Below are 17,306 nucleotides of genomic sequence, written 5' to 3'. Positions count from 1 at the left end.
ATGAGAATTTAAAAATAAAACCCTATACAAACAAAGATGATTTTGCGAAAAGAAAACTGATTACTAAATTTCAAAAATGAACAATATGTATCAATTTAAAACCATAAGTGAGTTTCATAAATATAGTAATTTACCTGCTCCAGAACACCCTCTAATTAGTCTAATTGATTACAGTAAAGTGAAGTATCCAACAGATACTGAAGAAATTAAATGGACACAAAATTTTTATTCAATTGGTTTAAAACGAAATGTGAGTGAAAAGTTTAATTATGGTCAACAAAAATACGATTTTGATGAAGGCGTTTTAGCCTTTGTTTCGCCACAACAAATTCTTACAATTGAAATAAATCAAAATGCAACAGTAAATGCATCTGGGTGGTTATTACTTATTCATCCAGATTTTTTATGGGGCACACCATTAGTAAAGACTATTAAGAACTATGATTTCTTTGGTTACGCTGTTAATGAAGCACTTTTTCTATCCAAAAAAGAAGAAAATATTATTGTAGACATATTGGAAAATATACAAAGAGAATATCAATCTAATATTGATAAATTTAGCGAAAGTATCATCATTTCTCAGATTGAATTATTACTCAACTATGCAGAACGTTATTATGAACGTCAGTTTATTACTCGAAAAATCACAAATCATCAAATTCTCATAAAATTAGAGGAAACACTAAATAAATGTTTCAATGAAGAAAATACTTCTACTAAAGGAATTCCCAAGGTTGCAGAAATTGCCAAAAATTTAAACCTTTCGCCTAACTATTTAAGTACTATATTAAAAATAATTACCGGACAAAGTACGCAGCAGCATATTCACAATAAACTAATTAGTAAAGCAAAAGAAAAACTTTCTACAACCGAATTAAGCATTAGTGAAATTGCATATGAATTGGGTTTTGAACATCCTGCATCATTTAGTAAACTATTTAAGAATAAAACAAAAATTTCTCCCTTAACATTTAGGCAATCTTTTAATTAAAAAAATAAAAAACCGCTATTTCTATTGAGAATTAGCGGTTCTTAAAATATTCGTTTTTTATGTATTCAGACTATTATTTCCTGATAAGCCTTTTGGTTTCTATTACCTTACCATTCTCATCACTAATTGAAAGCAAATAAATTCCCGAATGATTAACTTTAGGAGTTATCGTAACACTTTCATTCTTTGACCCGGATGAAATTCCTTCTTTATGCACTACCTTACCTTGTAAGGTATAAATAATTACAGTATAGTTACTATTAGATTTTGATAATGATGCTGAAATATCGATAGTATTAACAAATGGATTAGGATGAATATTAAAAGCTTCTTTTTGATTTAAAGGTATATTAGCGATCTCTAAAGATCTGGCACTATTTGTTGTGTATTCTACGATCAATTTTGCAGCCTTATTCGCACCTCCTTCATAAGAATCTGCTACTCTTTTTGCAGATGTACTGGTTAAGCTATTTCCTTTACCTCTAATAATAAAACTTACATTATTACCTGATACCCAGCTGGTGTTATTGACTAAACTTTGTACCATACTTTTCAGATTAGGAGAACGCTGAGCACTTCCATTTTGATTACTTGACCAAGATTGTGGATTCCAGGTAACTTTTTCTGAAAAAACACTTCTTCCGGAGACGTTATTTGATGAAGAGAATGCTGGCGAATTACCACTATTATGTAAAGATATCTCTAAAGATGCACTTGCACTGTTACTTTCATCTGCTGTAAACTGAAGATACGCGTTGGTTATTATAGCATTCTTAGGAATTCCCACAGATTGAAAACGTAAACCTATTTTCTGATATCCATTACTATTATAACTATCATAAACCATTTCGAGATCGCTACTATTAGCATATATAGTACCATTTTCACCTTCTTCTACATCATCACTTCCATTACTAATAGCAACTTCTACACTTCCTGTTTGTCCTCCTCCTGTATTTGTTTCTGTGAAGGTTGCTGTAACAGTTTTATTAGTATTCATAGTTAGACTAGCTGGGTTTGCTGATCCCGATAATGCTCCACTCCATCCATCAAATTGCCATCCAGATGCCGGAGTTGCAGTAACAGTAGCCGAACTTCCATCATTATATGTTCCAGCACCGCTTACAGAACCTTGTCCTGTGGTATTTGTAGTTAACGTATATGTGGTACTTGATGTATTTCTTGTATAGTTTGCATATACTGAGTATCTATAATTGCTTTGAGCTCCATTTCCGTAACTGGATGGCATATTACCTCCACTTGAAGACCAACTGGTTCCATCAGCTTGATATCTTCCAGGGCTGCCTGATACATAAGCCACACCAGGATTCGCAGAAAAAATCCAAGCTAACCATATAGTATCTCCGCTATCTACATTAACAGGGTTTTCTAATGCTATCGTTTGCCATCCTCTGGTGGATCTTATTGATGTAATAGCAGTTTGCCCTATCCTATTACCCGGAGCTCCATTATTATCTGCATAAACTCCTAATTGGGTATTTCCTGTACCTCCTTCAATATGTATAGCAATACTTTGCAGTATCCCATTTTCTGATAAGGTATACGGCATTGCTCTTCGTGTTGAATGAGTAGAATTACTAGTTCCTACTGTTGTAATACCTACAGTAAATAAAGCTGTAGAACCATCTAACGTTGTTACACTCTCTGTAGTACTAAATCCAGAAACGTTACCTGCCGCATCTTTTGCCTTAATTTTAAAAGCATATGAAGTATTAGGAGATAACCCTGTAACATTATATGTTGTCGTACTAGTAGTTCCTATTTTTGTATTATCTTGATATATATCATATCCAGAAACTGCTACATTATCTGTAGAAGCATTCCAATCTAAAGAAGCCGTATTTGATGTTACATTTAATGATGTTAAGTTAGTTGGAGTTGATGGAGCTTCAGTATCTGGAGTGGTTACCGTAGCATTAATAGTTACTACACTTCCATTAGATGGATTCCAAATATCCAGATTACTTGGTATTGTAAACACATTATTATTAGATACCGAACCTACTTGTGATGCATTATCTACTTTAATAGTCCTTGTTTCAATTTTATTTTCATCCACAAAGATCCATTTAAACTGATTAAATCTAGCAGAATTACGAGTCCAGCTTTTATTATCATTATTAGATCGCAATGGTGCTCCCCAGCAACCTTCTCCTGCATATACGGTCCCATTGGTATCATCTCTTACAAATCCTTCATCATTTCCCGACCCTGTAGTTGGTCTTAATGGCCATGTAGTTTTTACAGTATGAGCATCACATTCTATAACTAGTTTTACGCCTTTGTCATAAAAAAGATTTGCCCAGTTACTATATTGACTATTCCCTTCTCTCTTGGAAGAAACATGTGGTCTCATTGGTTTATGATATTGAGCCATTTTCCAAACTGTATTGGGATTTGCATTTAAATCATTTCGCAACCATGTTGTTTGGCTTCCTGAAATCGAAATTTCAGTATTCAGTGTATAAGTTCTTACCAAATTTTGACCAAAAGTAATTGCATAATATACATTTGAAGAAGGTACATCAAAAAGGTTATAGACACTATTATTACTATCTTCGTGATTTCCTCTTGTAGCCACAATTGGAAACATTCTATTGTCACTTGCAATTGTTAGTTGCCAATCATCGAACCATTCTCTCCATTCTGATGAACTATCTCCATTAGTCATATCACCACCAAATAGTACAGCATGTGGTTTTAATTTTGCAACCAGACTATTTGCATTTCTACGTGGTGTTCTATTATTACGAGAATCTCCTCCTGCAATAAAAGATAATCTACTATTATCTGATGGTGCCGTTTTAAACCAAAAACGTTGGCTAGTTCCCTGACTATCTCTTATAACAAAATAATATGCCGTATTAGGAGTCAAGCCTGTAAGACGGGCAAAATTATTATTCATTCCCTTATAGGAAACGGTTCTATCAGGAGTCTTAGAATTGGGATAGCTGTTGTAATTGGTTCCAAAATCGGTTGTCCCATAATACACTGTGGGGCTACTCCCAGAGGTCTGATCCCATCCTATAACAATAGAAGTGGCTGGGTTACCTCTTAATGTTAATCGATATTTACCGTTGGACGCTTGTGCTTGTAATCCCATAAGAATCACAAACAAAAAATAGAGCTTTTTCATTTTTTTGTGTTTAAGTTAGTTGTATAAAAGGTATTGGTTTTTTAAAATCAGATTTGTTTTTCATAAAATACTTTTTATGAGATATTGATTATTTAAAGCTATTATAATCGAATCGTTATGTTTTTTACAATTAGGTATTGAATATTTTTAGGAGTTTGCATCTAATCATTTCACACATTAGATATACCAAGATTATGGGCTGTTATTTACCCATATTTATCATTTATAGAATTCAATTGTAAACATGATTTTATTGCAATTAGAAAGCAGATTTTTTTCATGATCGTAGTACATCAGGTTTTAAGGAATTCAAATTTAAAAAATTGGCCAGCAGCAAATTACCACACATAAATTCTTAATGTATCCTTAAATCATTTAACGTAAGTTTTCACAAAGCATAACATTGAATTTAGATCCAATTAACATTGCTTATTTTTTTGTTCTGAAATCCGCCTTATGTTGATATTCGACATAAGCATTATAAATACTACTGGAGTGAAGTGGTGGTGAGTTTTCATGATTTGGTTTGAGGTTTGTGTTTAAGAGTTTATTTTTTTCAAAATTAGTTACTTCTTACAATTTAAATATAGGCTTTTGTCAATTATAAACTTGATATTAATCAATGAAATCAAAACAATATTTTTTGAGATTTTAAGTTTGCAAATGTCTTATTTTTTAAAAAAAGTAAAACAACTCACGACATGAGAACTAATAAAAAAAGAAAGGTCATCGCATACGATGACCTTTCCTAAATTACTCTACAAATCGGTTATTGCTTAATAAAACGTTTTATTGTTTCGCTTCCCGAATTTTGAATTTTAAGCATATACATGCCTGCACCCAAGCGGTCCACGTTTATAAAACCGTTATTATTAATCTTTCCTTCTCCAACCACTTGTCCCATTAAGTTAACTATAGAATACGAAGTGTCTGAGATTGTTTTACCGGGAATAAATACTCGAAGTACATCCCCTTTATTTAACGGATTTGGAAAAACAGCTATACTTGATAAAACATCTTCATCTTCGTCTCCTATGATTGGAGTATTTCCTCCAAATCCAGAAGTTGCTATTTCTGCTAATGATCCACCACAAGATCCTTCATAAATTTTCACATTAGAGAATATTGAGCTATTTCCAGAACCAGCATCATTATCGTTGATAAACACTAATCTATCCATTGCACCTGTATAGAAATCTCCTACCGGAATAACATATGTTCTGGTTCCACTAGTATAGTTATCAAAGTTCGTTACTCCATAATTTTGAGTACCATGAACTTTAAAATATTGAGTTTGTGTTAAGGTATTGTCATTTTCGAAACCAATTCCGTGAATTTCACCTTGAGCTGCACTACTAAATTCAAATTCTATGACAGTATTTGTAGTTACCGTATAATTAAGAGGAATATACTTCCAGGTATTATTTTGCATAGATAATCCAGCACCTCCATTTACAATAGAGAAATTACCAGCAGAATCTTGATTAGAAAAAGGAGTGATTTGGAAATCATTAAAGTCTAATGTAGTACATCCAGTTGGAGGGTTGACTGTTCCATTTTGAATACTTACAGCATCAATTGTAATATCTCCTTGCCAGCTATTACCAGTTACTGCATTAAATCTAAGTTGTACACTAGCCTCTCCTGCATACGCAGAAAGATCAATATCGGCAGCATTCCAGTCTGTTCCCTGAGCTCCAGTTCGGGTAAATACACTAGTCCAATTTCCTGTATTATTAGTTCTTGCTTCCACTGTAAAAGTACCAACTGCACTACCTATCATATGATATTGAAATGTAAGACTAGGTGAAGTCAAACTACCAAAATTTAAACATGGTGAATTAAGAATTGCTCTTTTATTAGGGAATCCTGCTCCAGTAACTGATGCTTCTACATAAAGATAGAAATTACCATCGATTGCACTTCCTGGGCCGGTTCCGTTTGAAGGTGTTCCTCCAGAATCTCTGGTCCAGTCAAGATCATCTCCAGAAGTGGCTTGTTTCCATTCTCCTAAATTAGTTTCAAAACTTTCACTAAATGGAAATGATGCCACATCACCAGAACAATTTCCTGTTCCTGGTCCTGGTCCCGGATCATCGCAAGGGTTTACAAAAGAAACCGTTTGATCTGTTTGACCATTAGATCCCCCATTATTATTTTCGTTCGCATCTTGTCCTACTCCACGTTCTGCAAAAGCTTTCCATATCAAACAGTTATATTTTCCCGCATATAAATCTTGATCAGCCTGAAGAATTCCGTCACGTCCAGAAACAAATCCTGGATTATTCGCCGTGTTTTTCAATCCTTCTATTACAAGTGCCATTGCTATGTTATTACCTCCTGTACCATTATAGAAATCAGCATCAAAACCTTCGGCATCAATTAATGCCCAAGTCATATCCCATAAAATTGTAGCAAAAGCATACCCAACTCCGTGTGGTCTTGCTAATCCACCAATATCTGCATAATCTGTATCATTAATAGATCTATTTGTAGAATACCTTGTTGGACGAATTCCTGCTCCATCAATAGGTTGTCCTAATACATAAGGACCAACACCTCTTCCATCGGTACCGGTGTCTCCAGCTTTCATTGTTAACATTAATCCAAACCAATCAGACCATCCTTCTCCCATTTGCTCAGAACCTCCTAGTGCATTAGTATTACGCCCTCCTACAAGTCTGGTTGAAATACCATGTCCATATTCGTGAGCAATAATAATGTTATCAAAACTTCCATCTCTACCTGGGCTTGTTCTATTCCAAAGAAACATCTGCATTCTTGGATTGCTTCCATCTCCTGGTGTTGCAAAGTTGGCATTATTAGTACCACTACCATCTTGTGCATCTGCATTTACAGAATCACTTCCTGATCCACCATTACCATAATTATTTTCCTGGAAATTACCACTAGCTTCATCAAAACCATATTGATACCACACATCGTGCATGATATTATTCCAATAAAACAAATTAGTAATTGATGCATCTCTATATGAGCTAGGTTGCTGATTTAGATTAACTGGGAAACTAAAATCTAGACTACCGCCTCCGCTTGGAGAAAATCCTGTTCCATTGTTTCCATTACTATCATCCTGTGCCCAAACATTATTACCTCTTGTAATAGTAAACTCAGCTCCTGAGCTTCCATTGGTATCATGCCATCCAAAAGGTGATGCTGTAGTATTAGCCGGATTTGTTTCAATAGTACGATTTCCTTCATCAGGACTTGCCAAAGGCATCGCATATACATTATATGAATCTGGTGCTAAAGCGGCAGTTGGCGCTTCTGCAACGGTAGCTACTTCTTTATTAAAAAGCACTGAATTATTATGATTGTGAGAAGTGTGATCAGGAGTATCAAAATTACATTTGATCACCCAATTTTCCTCATATATAATGCTCCCTGAACTTGCATCTACATAACTATTCCACCAATTTTGACCACTTTTTTCGTATAAACTCACATTCCAACAAAGTTTAAGTTGATCGTTGTGTAATTTATATACTTGTTGTACTTTGATAGCTTCACCTTCCATAGTGATTCCAGAATCTTTGAATTCATAAATTTCTGATCCTCCAGACTTACTATTTACCGTTTTTGAAAGCCTCTGAGCAGAAGGTAAATTATGCGCCCTAATAACCGCATTTATAGCTGCTATTTCATTAGAAGATGCTTTAGCAGAAGTTATCTTGGATGTTACATCTTTTATAAATTGATCGATCTGATAAGTAATTTGACCATTTTCAATAGATAATTTAAAAGTACCATCGACAATTGGAATATTGTTGTGAAGCTGATTTACATATACATGTTTTAATCCAGGTTTTAATGAAGTTGCTTCACTAGTAATTCTCCATTCTGAATAATCGTTAATTGAAGAAGAGCTTTTTGACGTCGTAGTCTTAAAATCTTCAAAGTGACTTCGAACTATTGCATCCGAATTCTGTGCAAGAATTGTTTGCCCTACCAAAAATAATAGAATGGCAAACGAGTAGACTTTTTTCATAAAAAATAAGTTTTGAGTTTGTGATATCTAAAATTAACGATTTTTAGAATGTTTATGATTATACTTAACAATAGTGTATTAAATTACCATAAATTAACACTTATATTGAACTATTTTTACACATATTGTTAAAATACAACATTCAAGAGACGACATTTCTGTTAACCTTTATAAACATTGACACTCTAATTAAAAATGTTTTAAGAAAAAATTATAAAAGAAATCCAAAAGAATAAAAATGCCTTTTTTGCATTACGGTAAACATGTCGAAATTAATTTTGTTTTTTTTATAACTAACGTTAGTTATCTTAACAAAAAGACAAATTTTGATTAACAAAATTCTTCAAAGTCTAAACAGGTTATTCCTAAATTATGATTTATGACTAATTCAAGTTACTTTTTTTAAAATTAAAACAATGAAAATCAAGACGTTTGAAACCTCTCTTCAATCTAGTCATAGTATTATAGTCCCAGATCAGATAGCAAATCATTATTTAAATGAAGGCTATAAAAGAGTAGTTGTTGAAATTGTTTTCAAAGAAAAATCAGTGCAATTTCACGCAGCATTGCAAAAAATAAAAGAAAGGTATCATATCACTTTTAACAAACAAAATCAGAAAAAATTAGGTGTTTTTCCTTCTGATTATTTTACCGTACGATTATTAGAAGATACTTCTAAATATGGTGTAGAAATACCAGAAGAGTTCGAAGCAGTATTGCAAAGTGATCCAGAAGCTCTGCAGATTTTTGACACCCTTACTGCTGGTAAAAAACGAAGTATAATCTATTATATTTTAAAAATAAGAAACACTCAAAATCGTATCGACAAAGCACTTATCATTACAGAAAACTTAAAACTAGGAATTAGAGATCATAAAGAATTAATAAAAAGACTATAACGCACTGAATGATATTTCTATTTTATAATGATATCATACCAATCCATTTATTCTTAATTTTCACAATAGTTACACTATGCATAAAACGTTTAACATATAAGCATTTTACGCTATCTTATACACCTATAACAAAATTCTATATATAATCTTTGTCATAAACTAAAACTGCATTATATTACGTTAACAAAATAAATACAAATCATAAAACTATGAAAACCCTAAAATTAGCAGTACTTACTTTTTTATCTATAGCTGTATTTAGCTGTAAAGGAGAAAAGAAAGAGGCTACGGATCAGGAAGATACTACAGAAACGGTAGAGACTGTAGAAAAGAAAGAAGAGGATAAGACTATTACTCTATCATTTGCTCTTGAACCAAAAAGTGACAGTAAAGTTTCTGGCAAAGTTACTTTTACTGAATCTGAAGGTATGGTAAATATGGTTGCAGATTTAACTGGATTAAGTGAAGGAGAACATGCTATTCATATTCATGAAAAAGCAGATTGTTCTTCTCCAGATGGTAAATCTACAGGTGGTCACTGGAACCCTACAATGGAACCTCATGGTAAATGGGGAGTAAAAGAAGGATATCATAAAGGTGACATAGGAAATTTTAAAGCAGATGCCGATGGCACCGGAAGTATTACTTTTGCAACCAACGAATGGTGTATCGGTTGTGATGATGACAAAAAGAACATTGTTGGGAAAGCAATTATTGTACATCAAGGGACCGATGATTTTACCTCACAGCCTTCAGGTGCTGCTGGTAGTCGAGTAAGTTGCGGTGGTATCATACAATAAATTACTAAAAAAGACAAAAAAGAGGTTGCTATATAACAACCTCTTTTTTGTTTTAAATTAATGAAAACAGTACCTTCGATACTTCTTGTAGATCAACAGAATGCAACCCACAGAACTTATTATAGCGTTACAGAATAAAAATCAAGCTGCGTTTAAACGTATTTATGATATGTATTCTCAAAATGTCTACGGTATTATTTATAATATTGTTAGAGATGAAGCTCTGTCTGAAGAAGTATTACAAGATGTATTTATTAAAATATGGAATAGTGCTCATACTTATTCTGAGAAAAAAGGACGGTTTTTTACCTGGATTCTTAATATAGCACGTAATTCGGCTATTGATAAAACCAGATCAAAGAGCTTTAAAAATACATCACAAAACCTAACAACCGATTATTTCGTAGATATATTAGAAGACAAAACTAATTTTAACAGTAAAATAGATAGCATAGGAATCAAAAAGTACATTGCTGCACTAGAACCTCTGTGTAAAAAAGTAATTGATCTGTTATTTTTTAAAGGATTTACACAGAAAGAGACTGCTGAAGAATTGGAAATTCCTTTAGGTACGGTAAAAACAAGGAATAGAATTTGTATAGATAAACTAAAACAAATATTGGAAGTATAACAACTCATGGATATTAAAGCTTACATAGCATCTGGTATTTTAGAACTATACGTCTACGGTTCACTCTCTGAAAAAGAGAATACCGAAGTATACAAGGTGTTACAAGAATATCCTGAAGCTGTTAAAGAAGTAGAACGTATTGAAAATGCTTTACAACAATTATCAGCCGCAAAAGCTCCTGAAGATATAGAATCATTATACACTAAGGTACAAGAACAAATCCAATCTAATAATAATGTAATACCAATTACTCGTAAACGTACTAATCTGCCTGCTTACATTGGATGGGCAGCTTGTATTGCGCTATTAATTGGACTATTTATTCAATTTAACAAAAATCAAAAATTACAAAAGCAACTTGTCACGAATCAGATTGAACAAACATTACTTGAAGGAAAAATCAATATTGCAGAAGAAGACCTTTCTAAAGCCAAGTCTTTATTAAAAATATTGAGAAATAAAGATCTCATACAAGTTCCGTTAAAAGCCCAACAAGTTGATCCAACCGCTTATGCTGCTGTTTATTGGGATAAAAATAAACAAACAGCTTATATTGATGTAGCTGGTCTTCCTACACCCCCTCCTGGAAAAGTGTATCAGGTATGGTCATTAAAACTTGACCCATTAACACCTACCAGTATGGGAGTATTGGATACGTTTAATGAGGATGATACTAAAATCTTTATACTAGCGAATCCTAATAAATCTGAAGCGTTTGGAATAACCCTAGAACCAGAAGGTGGTAGTGAATCTCCTACTTTAGAACAACTATACACCTTAGGAGTTGTAGAGTCCTAGAAGAATTAATGAAAATCAGATTAAAATAGTCATACTAACGTTAATGAGTTTCTATTTTTATCGGTTTCTTTCCTAATTGATAGCTATCGAGAATTTCTTTAACTTCTTTTTTTGTCAATATTTTTATTTCGGTTTTTTTAACCGTTTCTTCTTCAGACATCATTGATCTCATTAAAACTAACTTAAAAGCTTCTTTCCTTTTTTCTACCTGATCATCTCCTTTATTTTTTAAAACAAAATTTTTATATGATTCAGCCATAGCTAACCAAACCTCAATCTCATTATCAGGGTTTTGATCTCTCTTAAAATTAGTAATTGTCTCATCGAGAGATATAGGATATACTTCTAAAAAAGTGTCATGAATTGTTCTAATATAATCTAATTGTTTATCTGTCAATGATTGATTAACAATAGGACCGGGCGTTAATTTCTCTACTTCGATTTCCTGATAATCAGAATTTTCCTTTTTTGTTTCCTGACAGGAAACAATAGTAATAATAATTATCAATAGAAATATATAGTTTTTCATAATGTGAGTTTGACCTAGATAAATGTATTATACACACCTATTTACATTTGTTTTTCTAAATAAGTTGTAATATCCACAGATATACAAAGGTAATTTAAATATAAAAACAAGAAAAGCTTGTCTGCGCCCCTGCAGATAAGCTTTTCTAAACATCAAAAAACAAACATCAAATTAGTTCTATTGTACTGGTTTCAGTTATTTTTTAAAACCTAAGTAAGTGTAATTAAAAACTATATGTTATTCTAGCTTCAAAAGTAAATGGAGTATCAGGCGTAAAATAAATTCCTTCTGTTTCAGCTTCTAATTCACCGGTTAACCTAGATGCACCGGCCAACCTTGGATCATTGTATGTTCCTCCAAATATATTTTCTACAACAATACCAAAATCGAAGTTTTTCCAGGTATAATTAATTTCTGCATCAGCAACTAAATACTCTTGATTTATATCATAATTAGTGATAAGCCCATCTTGAAAATATCTATACATTATTTTTCCAGAGAAATTTTTATAATTCTCAACACCTATACCTCCTTCGGCAACAAACTCATCATTAAATTGTGTATTATCTCCTTCGTTGAATGATTCTTTACCCCCAAATACATATCCAATATTGGTATCCAGATATAACCAATCATTAACTTGATATCTACTACTAAAATCTAACCCAGTATTTTTGTTTTTCCCATCAAATACTGCGATCTCCTCATCTTCAATATATTCAAACCCTTGATCAAAATTAAGATACCACAATGTTGTATTTAAAGAAATCCTAGAGGACAATTGCCAATCCATGCCTATATCCAACGCATAAATGCTATTTATTTTTTTTTCTTTCATATTAACAACTGCATCTTGATCAATATTACTTTTAATTCCTATTATTGACTTTATGAAAAAATTAAGATCATCATTCTTTTTATATAGGATACTTAATCCAGGAATAAGTAAAGATTGAAAAGAGGCTTGATTCTCAAAATCTTCATCAATATTTCTAAAATAATCTATCTGTACCTCGGGTACTACTTCAAATATTCCAAAATCCATTCCTGTATAATTGATAGTACTCGCTTTATATTGAAGCGTACCTGTATTTAATATTTTCATCAACGAATTTGTTGTTAAGGCAGATATACTGGATTGATACTCTATTACTTTGGGTAATTTATCTAGACCTAAAGAAAAACTTTCCTCCACCCAAGTCTTGGTTCCTTTTTCAACTCTACTATCTTGAGATTGATACTGCGCATGAGTACTCCAATAACATATCAGTATCAATATGAATATAAGATGTCTCATACTCTTTTATAATTCTAAAATCTTTTGAGATAGTACAGGTCCTAATTCATAATTGCTTTCTACCAATTCTTTCTTTATTGGATTGATTTCATCTAGCAATTTATTTGCTTTATAAATCTGAGCAACTTGATAATTAGCCTCTGGTTCAAACGTTTTATCGACAACATATTCTTTTGCGATTTTTAATGCTTGTTCATGATCTCCTATGAGATTAAGAATATTTGCTTTTAGAATATAGGATTGAGGAGTAGGACGATTGGAAATCTCTTTCTCTGCAATTTGTAAGGCTATATCATACTCTTGATATTCTTCTGCTAAAAGTAAAGCGGTATATGTATTATACATATCTCCATACCGCTGATCATTAATTGCTTCAAAATAAGCTTTTAGATTTTGTTCTTTATCCTCTTTATTTCCTTGGTATTCTGCAATTTCTGCTTTTAACAAAAAGTAATCAGGACTTTGATGCGTTTCTGTAATTGCTTCAATGATTTTTAAAGCTTCTTCTGGATTATATTCATAAGAATATACAATCCATGCAATTCCTTTTTTGGCATAGCTATTTGAAGGGTCAATCTGTAATGCCTTTAAATAATGTTCATATGAATCCCGAATTCTCCCGGCATGACCATAATAATCAGCAAGATTTGTATATGACCACAACATTAACCCTTCCTTCTTACTAGATTCAGCGATCGTTTTGGCCTTTTCCATATTACGTATCGTAGGATCCAGGTTACCTTGATAATCATTCCATTTTGCTAATCGAATTAAAAAATTATAATCGCTTTGATCAACAATACCTTCTAAATGTTTTTTTGATTTATCGTACTCCCCTAGTTCCATATAAATATCAAAAAGCACCATTTTTGAAGCCTTATTAGGGTTTAACATATACGCTCCTTCTGCAGCAGTTTTAGCTTCTCTAAATCGATGTTGAGAAATATAATTACGAGCCAAAGCCAAAAGGTATCCTTCTTTTTTTATAGCAGCTATTTCTACTGATTTAGCCAGTATTTGTTCTGCTTGCTTGAGATATTTAATATTTCCTGTTGTTTGAAACAAATTTGAGTACACTTGTGCTGCTTTTCCCATAGCCGAAATCTGCATACTATCTTTTTTGATTTTAGCATTCCAGAATTTAAGTTGCACCAAAGCATCTTTCTGTACTTGATTTTCTTTTTTTTGGAGATACGCTACATAATCTTTTGAATTGGTAACAGTATTTTCTGATTTTTGACATGAAATGATAATAGTACCCATTATCAACACACAGATAAGGTTTATGATTTTCATCTTGATATTTTTTTAGTCTTTTAATATTGATTTCTATTTTGCTTTTTTATAGAGAGCGGAGTTATTTTTTACTATTAATCTTTTAGTAAAATTCTTGACTCCGCTCGTAATGGTAAGTAGGAACCATTCTATACACTATATTCCGTGGGGTGCCTCTAAATAAGGAAATGCATCTAATGGTGTTTCACCTGCTGCACTCACACCATCGGTAACCAAAATAGGCAGATCTGGCGTACCATCATTATTGATGTCCTGACCATTAAATCGGTCTCCGGTTTGTCCGCCAAATAATAGAATTAAAGAAATATCAATCACATCATCTGTTAACGTTCTTCCTGTAAGTACATTAGTCCCATCAAAATAAGTAGTTGGTGCATCGGGTGCTACCTGAAGTACATCTGAAGCTAATACAGTTGTAAGTGTAGTAATGTCTAAATTAAGAATATTATTCTCATATGTTGCACCAAAAGCTGAATGTAAACCTGCCAATTGAGTTTCAAATAAAGATTGAAAAGCCGCTCCTTGTTCTGAAGGGATAGTAACATTAAAGTTATTTTCAATCTCAGGCGTCGCACTGAATACGGTATTAATACCAGGTCTTCCCATTTGATCTTCCTGAGCAAAAGTTCCTGAAAAATCTAAAGTTGGTTCTACAATTATAATACCTTCATCATCATTGTTACAACTTGTTAGTCCCATCACTAATAAAAGGATTGCTGTTATATATTTTATACTATTTATTTTCATCACTTTGTATTTTAAAAATTTCTAATTATTGTTTTCTTTTAGCTTCTACCCATGTATTAAACACTTGAACTCCAGTTCCTGCTGGATGACTAAACGTTCCTCCCAAAAGAGCATTTGGTACTTCTACCACTATAGATAAAATATTAGTTCCATCAAAATCATCATTCCCAGGGTTATTAAATCCGTTAGGAGCCATTCCTCCTATAATTGCGTTAAACTGACTTGAATCAAAAAAGAAAGGATCTTCTCGTAATCCTGCGAAGTACGAAATTCCGTTAGCAGAGGAGCTAATAGCATTTGCCCCTGTACTAATCTCTACTTGCCCTAAATACTGAGCTTCTTCATTAATAGTACTATTTAGCCCGGTAACAGACGGTCTATATGGGCCAAAGAAATACATTGTACCATTTCTTGGTATCGCTTGTATGATTAGGTCTTCAACCAAATCTCCATCGTTGTCAATGTTTATTTCTACCAATATATTTTCATCAAATTCTGCTGTACTTCCTGGAGCCAATAACCCTTGTACATTAGCCACCAAAACGGTATTGTCAGAATTCGCTCCTTCAAAAGCGTAAAAATCTGTGATATCTGCAGTAGTCCCACCTACCGCTGGAGCATCTAAATGATCAGCTGCCATTAATACTATCCCTATGGAAAGGAGACCGCCAATGATAAATAATTTTGTTTTTTTAATGCGATTCATTTTTTTAATTTTAAAAGTTTACGCCCATACATACGAGAACATGTAAAGCTTGGTTTTTTTATCTTTGTTAAACATTTGTTAACAGAAATAAAGTTTTGACTGAATATGAGGTAAACAAGCAGAAACAAAGCAATAAAACACTATTTAATAAGTCATTACACATGACAGATTAAGGCAATTTCAATTCTATCCATGCGTTTTATAACCTATCAAAATAGAATTTTATTAAAATAAAACTAACTTTGTAACAAACCTTACTCGATGAACCCTTCAACTTCTGGTTGGATAGAAAAATTTTTAAGGAATTTCAATGATCATTATAATTCATCTCCATGGTCATTTGATCAATTATATTCTGATTTAAGACAAGTGGGTTTTATTTATGGGACTTCTATTGACACCTTGATTTCAAATGATACTGACATTATATATTCTGAAGAAGAGAAGACAAAATTGAATTTATTTACTGCATTAGTAGTAACTTATTATGATACTATTGAAAATGCAGATAAAAAGGGGTTTATTGAAGCATTAGTTCAGTTTTATAACTTTCTGGATACTAAAAAATCGATTTTTTCTTTTGGAAATATGCTTACTTCTAATAAAAGTGAAAAGTTAGAAAAGATTATACACACACGAATACAAACTAACGAATCTATTTTTAAGAAGAACTTTAGTCACTTACTTACTAATGCTTTATTATTTATTGATGTATTAGCTTTTGATTATTTCCTGATACACGATAAGAATCCATTTGAATATGCTGCACAATTAGAAGAAACGTTAACCAACACTGTTTTTCTGGCCTTGAATTCTAAACAAGAGCAAGATGATTATGATAAAATGTTGGTGAAATTGTTTGCTTCGTCAGTTCGATACACTAATATTTCAACAGAAGAGGAGGCTAGCTTTGACTATATAGAACTTGATCCTTATACTGATGAAATCGAAAAAAAATATATTGTTGATCTCACCAGTCTTGCCGTTTGGAATGATAGAGAGATCGATAGAGGTGAGCAGAGTTTTTTATCTGCACTTGGAGCTGAACTTCAATTACCAAATACAATAATCAAAGAATCAATAAGTTTGGTTCAGGTTTTTATAAATACTCATAAGGAACATATTTCATTTTTTAACTACTCACACCCTGCTTTACATTTCTATCAACAGACTTCTAGAACGGTTAGTGTATTGGTATTAAGGAATAAAAAACGTTTGATTAAGGAAATTACAGAAAGTAAAGATCTTATGATTTTGCTGGGTCAGTCGACGGTACGTGATTTATCTAAAGAAGAAAAACAACAGGTAAAGAAACAGCTATTGGATATTTGCAAAACTATCCCATCATTAGCTATTTTTATTCTTCCCGGTGGTAGTCTTTTATTACCTTTATTGGTCAAGTTCATCCCTCAATTATTACCTTCTGCTTTTAATGAGAACAAATAA

General features: G+C 32.5%; 13 protein-coding genes. 6 read left to right on the top strand and 7 right to left on the bottom strand.

Annotation, left to right across the window (positions count from 1 at the left end):
- Positions 1 to 85: 85 nt before the first annotated feature.
- Positions 86 to 991, top strand: coding sequence for an AraC family transcriptional regulator (locus DK442_RS04180; protein ID WP_235010903.1), 906 nt, complete (start codon positions 86 to 88; stop codon positions 989 to 991).
- A 73-nt stretch (positions 992 to 1,064) separates the two neighbouring features.
- On the opposite strand, the gene DK442_RS04175 is transcribed toward DK442_RS04180, so the two are convergent.
- Both DK442_RS04175 and DK442_RS04170 read right to left on the bottom strand, forming a co-directional pair.
- Entirely contained in the window at positions 1,065 to 4,148 is a 3,084-nt protein-coding gene (locus tag DK442_RS04175; RefSeq protein ID WP_109434598.1) for a fibronectin type III domain-containing protein, read from the bottom strand.
- 769 nt (positions 4,149 to 4,917) lie between these two features.
- Complete coding sequence (locus DK442_RS04170; protein ID WP_109434597.1) at positions 4,918 to 8,157, bottom strand: M36 family metallopeptidase; 3,240 nt, start codon at positions 8,155 to 8,157, stop codon at positions 4,918 to 4,920.
- A 416-nt stretch (positions 8,158 to 8,573) separates the two neighbouring features.
- Between DK442_RS04170 and DK442_RS04165 the strand changes: the two genes are divergently transcribed.
- The 4 genes from DK442_RS04165 (at position 8,574) to DK442_RS04150 (ending at position 11,285) form a co-directional block, all read left to right on the top strand.
- Entirely contained in the window at positions 8,574 to 9,056 is a 483-nt protein-coding gene (locus DK442_RS04165; RefSeq protein ID WP_109434596.1) for a YdeI/OmpD-associated family protein, read from the top strand.
- Between the two features lie 209 nt (positions 9,057 to 9,265).
- A complete protein-coding gene (locus DK442_RS04160; protein ID WP_109434595.1) occupies positions 9,266 to 9,856 on the top strand; it encodes a superoxide dismutase family protein in 591 nt (196 codons plus the stop codon).
- 100 nt (positions 9,857 to 9,956) lie between these two features.
- Positions 9,957 to 10,487, top strand: a complete 531-nt coding sequence (locus DK442_RS04155; RefSeq protein WP_109434594.1) for an RNA polymerase sigma factor — start codon at positions 9,957 to 9,959, stop codon at positions 10,485 to 10,487.
- 6 nt (positions 10,488 to 10,493) lie between these two features.
- Positions 10,494 to 11,285, top strand: a complete 792-nt coding sequence (locus DK442_RS04150; RefSeq protein WP_109434593.1) for an anti-sigma factor domain-containing protein — start codon at positions 10,494 to 10,496, stop codon at positions 11,283 to 11,285.
- A 40-nt stretch (positions 11,286 to 11,325) separates the two neighbouring features.
- Here the strand turns inward: DK442_RS04150 and DK442_RS04145 are convergent, their stop codons facing one another.
- The 5 genes from DK442_RS04145 to DK442_RS28760 all read right to left on the bottom strand — a co-directional run bounded on the left by DK442_RS04145 (position 11,326) and on the right by DK442_RS28760 (position 15,851).
- Entirely contained in the window at positions 11,326 to 11,814 is a 489-nt protein-coding gene (locus tag DK442_RS04145; RefSeq protein ID WP_109434592.1) for a hypothetical protein, read from the bottom strand.
- 223 nt (positions 11,815 to 12,037) lie between these two features.
- Positions 12,038 to 13,111, bottom strand: coding sequence for a hypothetical protein (locus tag DK442_RS04140; RefSeq protein ID WP_109434591.1), 1,074 nt, complete (start codon positions 13,109 to 13,111; stop codon positions 12,038 to 12,040).
- A 6-nt stretch (positions 13,112 to 13,117) separates the two neighbouring features.
- Complete coding sequence (locus DK442_RS04135; RefSeq protein WP_109434590.1) at positions 13,118 to 14,407, bottom strand: hypothetical protein; 1,290 nt, start codon at positions 14,405 to 14,407, stop codon at positions 13,118 to 13,120.
- A gap of 135 nt (positions 14,408 to 14,542) precedes the next feature.
- Positions 14,543 to 15,154 (bottom strand): DUF4331 family protein, encoded by a 612-nt coding sequence (locus tag DK442_RS28765; protein ID WP_109434589.1) that lies wholly within the window; start codon positions 15,152 to 15,154, stop codon positions 14,543 to 14,545.
- 25 nt (positions 15,155 to 15,179) lie between these two features.
- Positions 15,180 to 15,851: a DUF4331 family protein gene (locus tag DK442_RS28760; RefSeq protein WP_109434688.1), complete on the bottom strand. Its 672-nt coding sequence runs from the start codon at positions 15,849 to 15,851 to the stop codon at positions 15,180 to 15,182.
- A gap of 270 nt (positions 15,852 to 16,121) precedes the next feature.
- Here DK442_RS28760 and DK442_RS04120 point away from each other — a divergent pair, with 270 nt between their 5' ends.
- Positions 16,122 to 17,306, top strand: coding sequence for an LETM1-related biofilm-associated protein (locus DK442_RS04120; protein ID WP_109434588.1), 1,185 nt, complete (start codon positions 16,122 to 16,124; stop codon positions 17,304 to 17,306).

Origin of the sequence: Aquimarina sp. AU119, assembly GCF_900312735.1 — a bacterium.
Classification (GTDB): domain Bacteria; phylum Bacteroidota; class Bacteroidia; order Flavobacteriales; family Flavobacteriaceae; genus Aquimarina; species Aquimarina algiphila.
Note: the sequence above shows the minus strand (reverse complement) of the source record. Positions and strands in the feature narration are given on the sequence as shown.

What these genes read in the sequence shown, in the direction of transcription:
- DK442_RS04180 (WP_235010903.1), top strand. Translation starts at nt 86, where the DNA reads ATGTATCAATTTAAAACCATAAGTGAGTTTCATAAATATAGTAATTTA.
- DK442_RS04175 (WP_109434598.1), bottom strand. Translation starts at nt 4,148, where the DNA reads ATGAAAAAGCTCTATTTTTTGTTTGTGATTCTTATGGGATTACAAGCA.
- DK442_RS04170 (WP_109434597.1), bottom strand. Translation starts at nt 8,157, where the DNA reads ATGAAAAAAGTCTACTCGTTTGCCATTCTATTATTTTTGGTAGGGCAA.
- DK442_RS04165 (WP_109434596.1), top strand. Translation starts at nt 8,574, where the DNA reads ATGAAAATCAAGACGTTTGAAACCTCTCTTCAATCTAGTCATAGTATT.
- DK442_RS04160 (WP_109434595.1), top strand. Translation starts at nt 9,266, where the DNA reads ATGAAAACCCTAAAATTAGCAGTACTTACTTTTTTATCTATAGCTGTA.
- DK442_RS04155 (WP_109434594.1), top strand. Translation starts at nt 9,957, where the DNA reads ATGCAACCCACAGAACTTATTATAGCGTTACAGAATAAAAATCAAGCT.
- DK442_RS04150 (WP_109434593.1), top strand. Translation starts at nt 10,494, where the DNA reads ATGGATATTAAAGCTTACATAGCATCTGGTATTTTAGAACTATACGTC.
- DK442_RS04145 (WP_109434592.1), bottom strand. Translation starts at nt 11,814, where the DNA reads ATGAAAAACTATATATTTCTATTGATAATTATTATTACTATTGTTTCC.
- DK442_RS04140 (WP_109434591.1), bottom strand. Translation starts at nt 13,111, where the DNA reads ATGAGACATCTTATATTCATATTGATACTGATATGTTATTGGAGTACT.
- DK442_RS04135 (WP_109434590.1), bottom strand. Translation starts at nt 14,407, where the DNA reads ATGAAAATCATAAACCTTATCTGTGTGTTGATAATGGGTACTATTATC.
- DK442_RS28765 (WP_109434589.1), bottom strand. Translation starts at nt 15,154, where the DNA reads ATGAAAATAAATAGTATAAAATATATAACAGCAATCCTTTTATTAGTG.
- DK442_RS04120 (WP_109434588.1), top strand. Translation starts at nt 16,122, where the DNA reads ATGAACCCTTCAACTTCTGGTTGGATAGAAAAATTTTTAAGGAATTTC.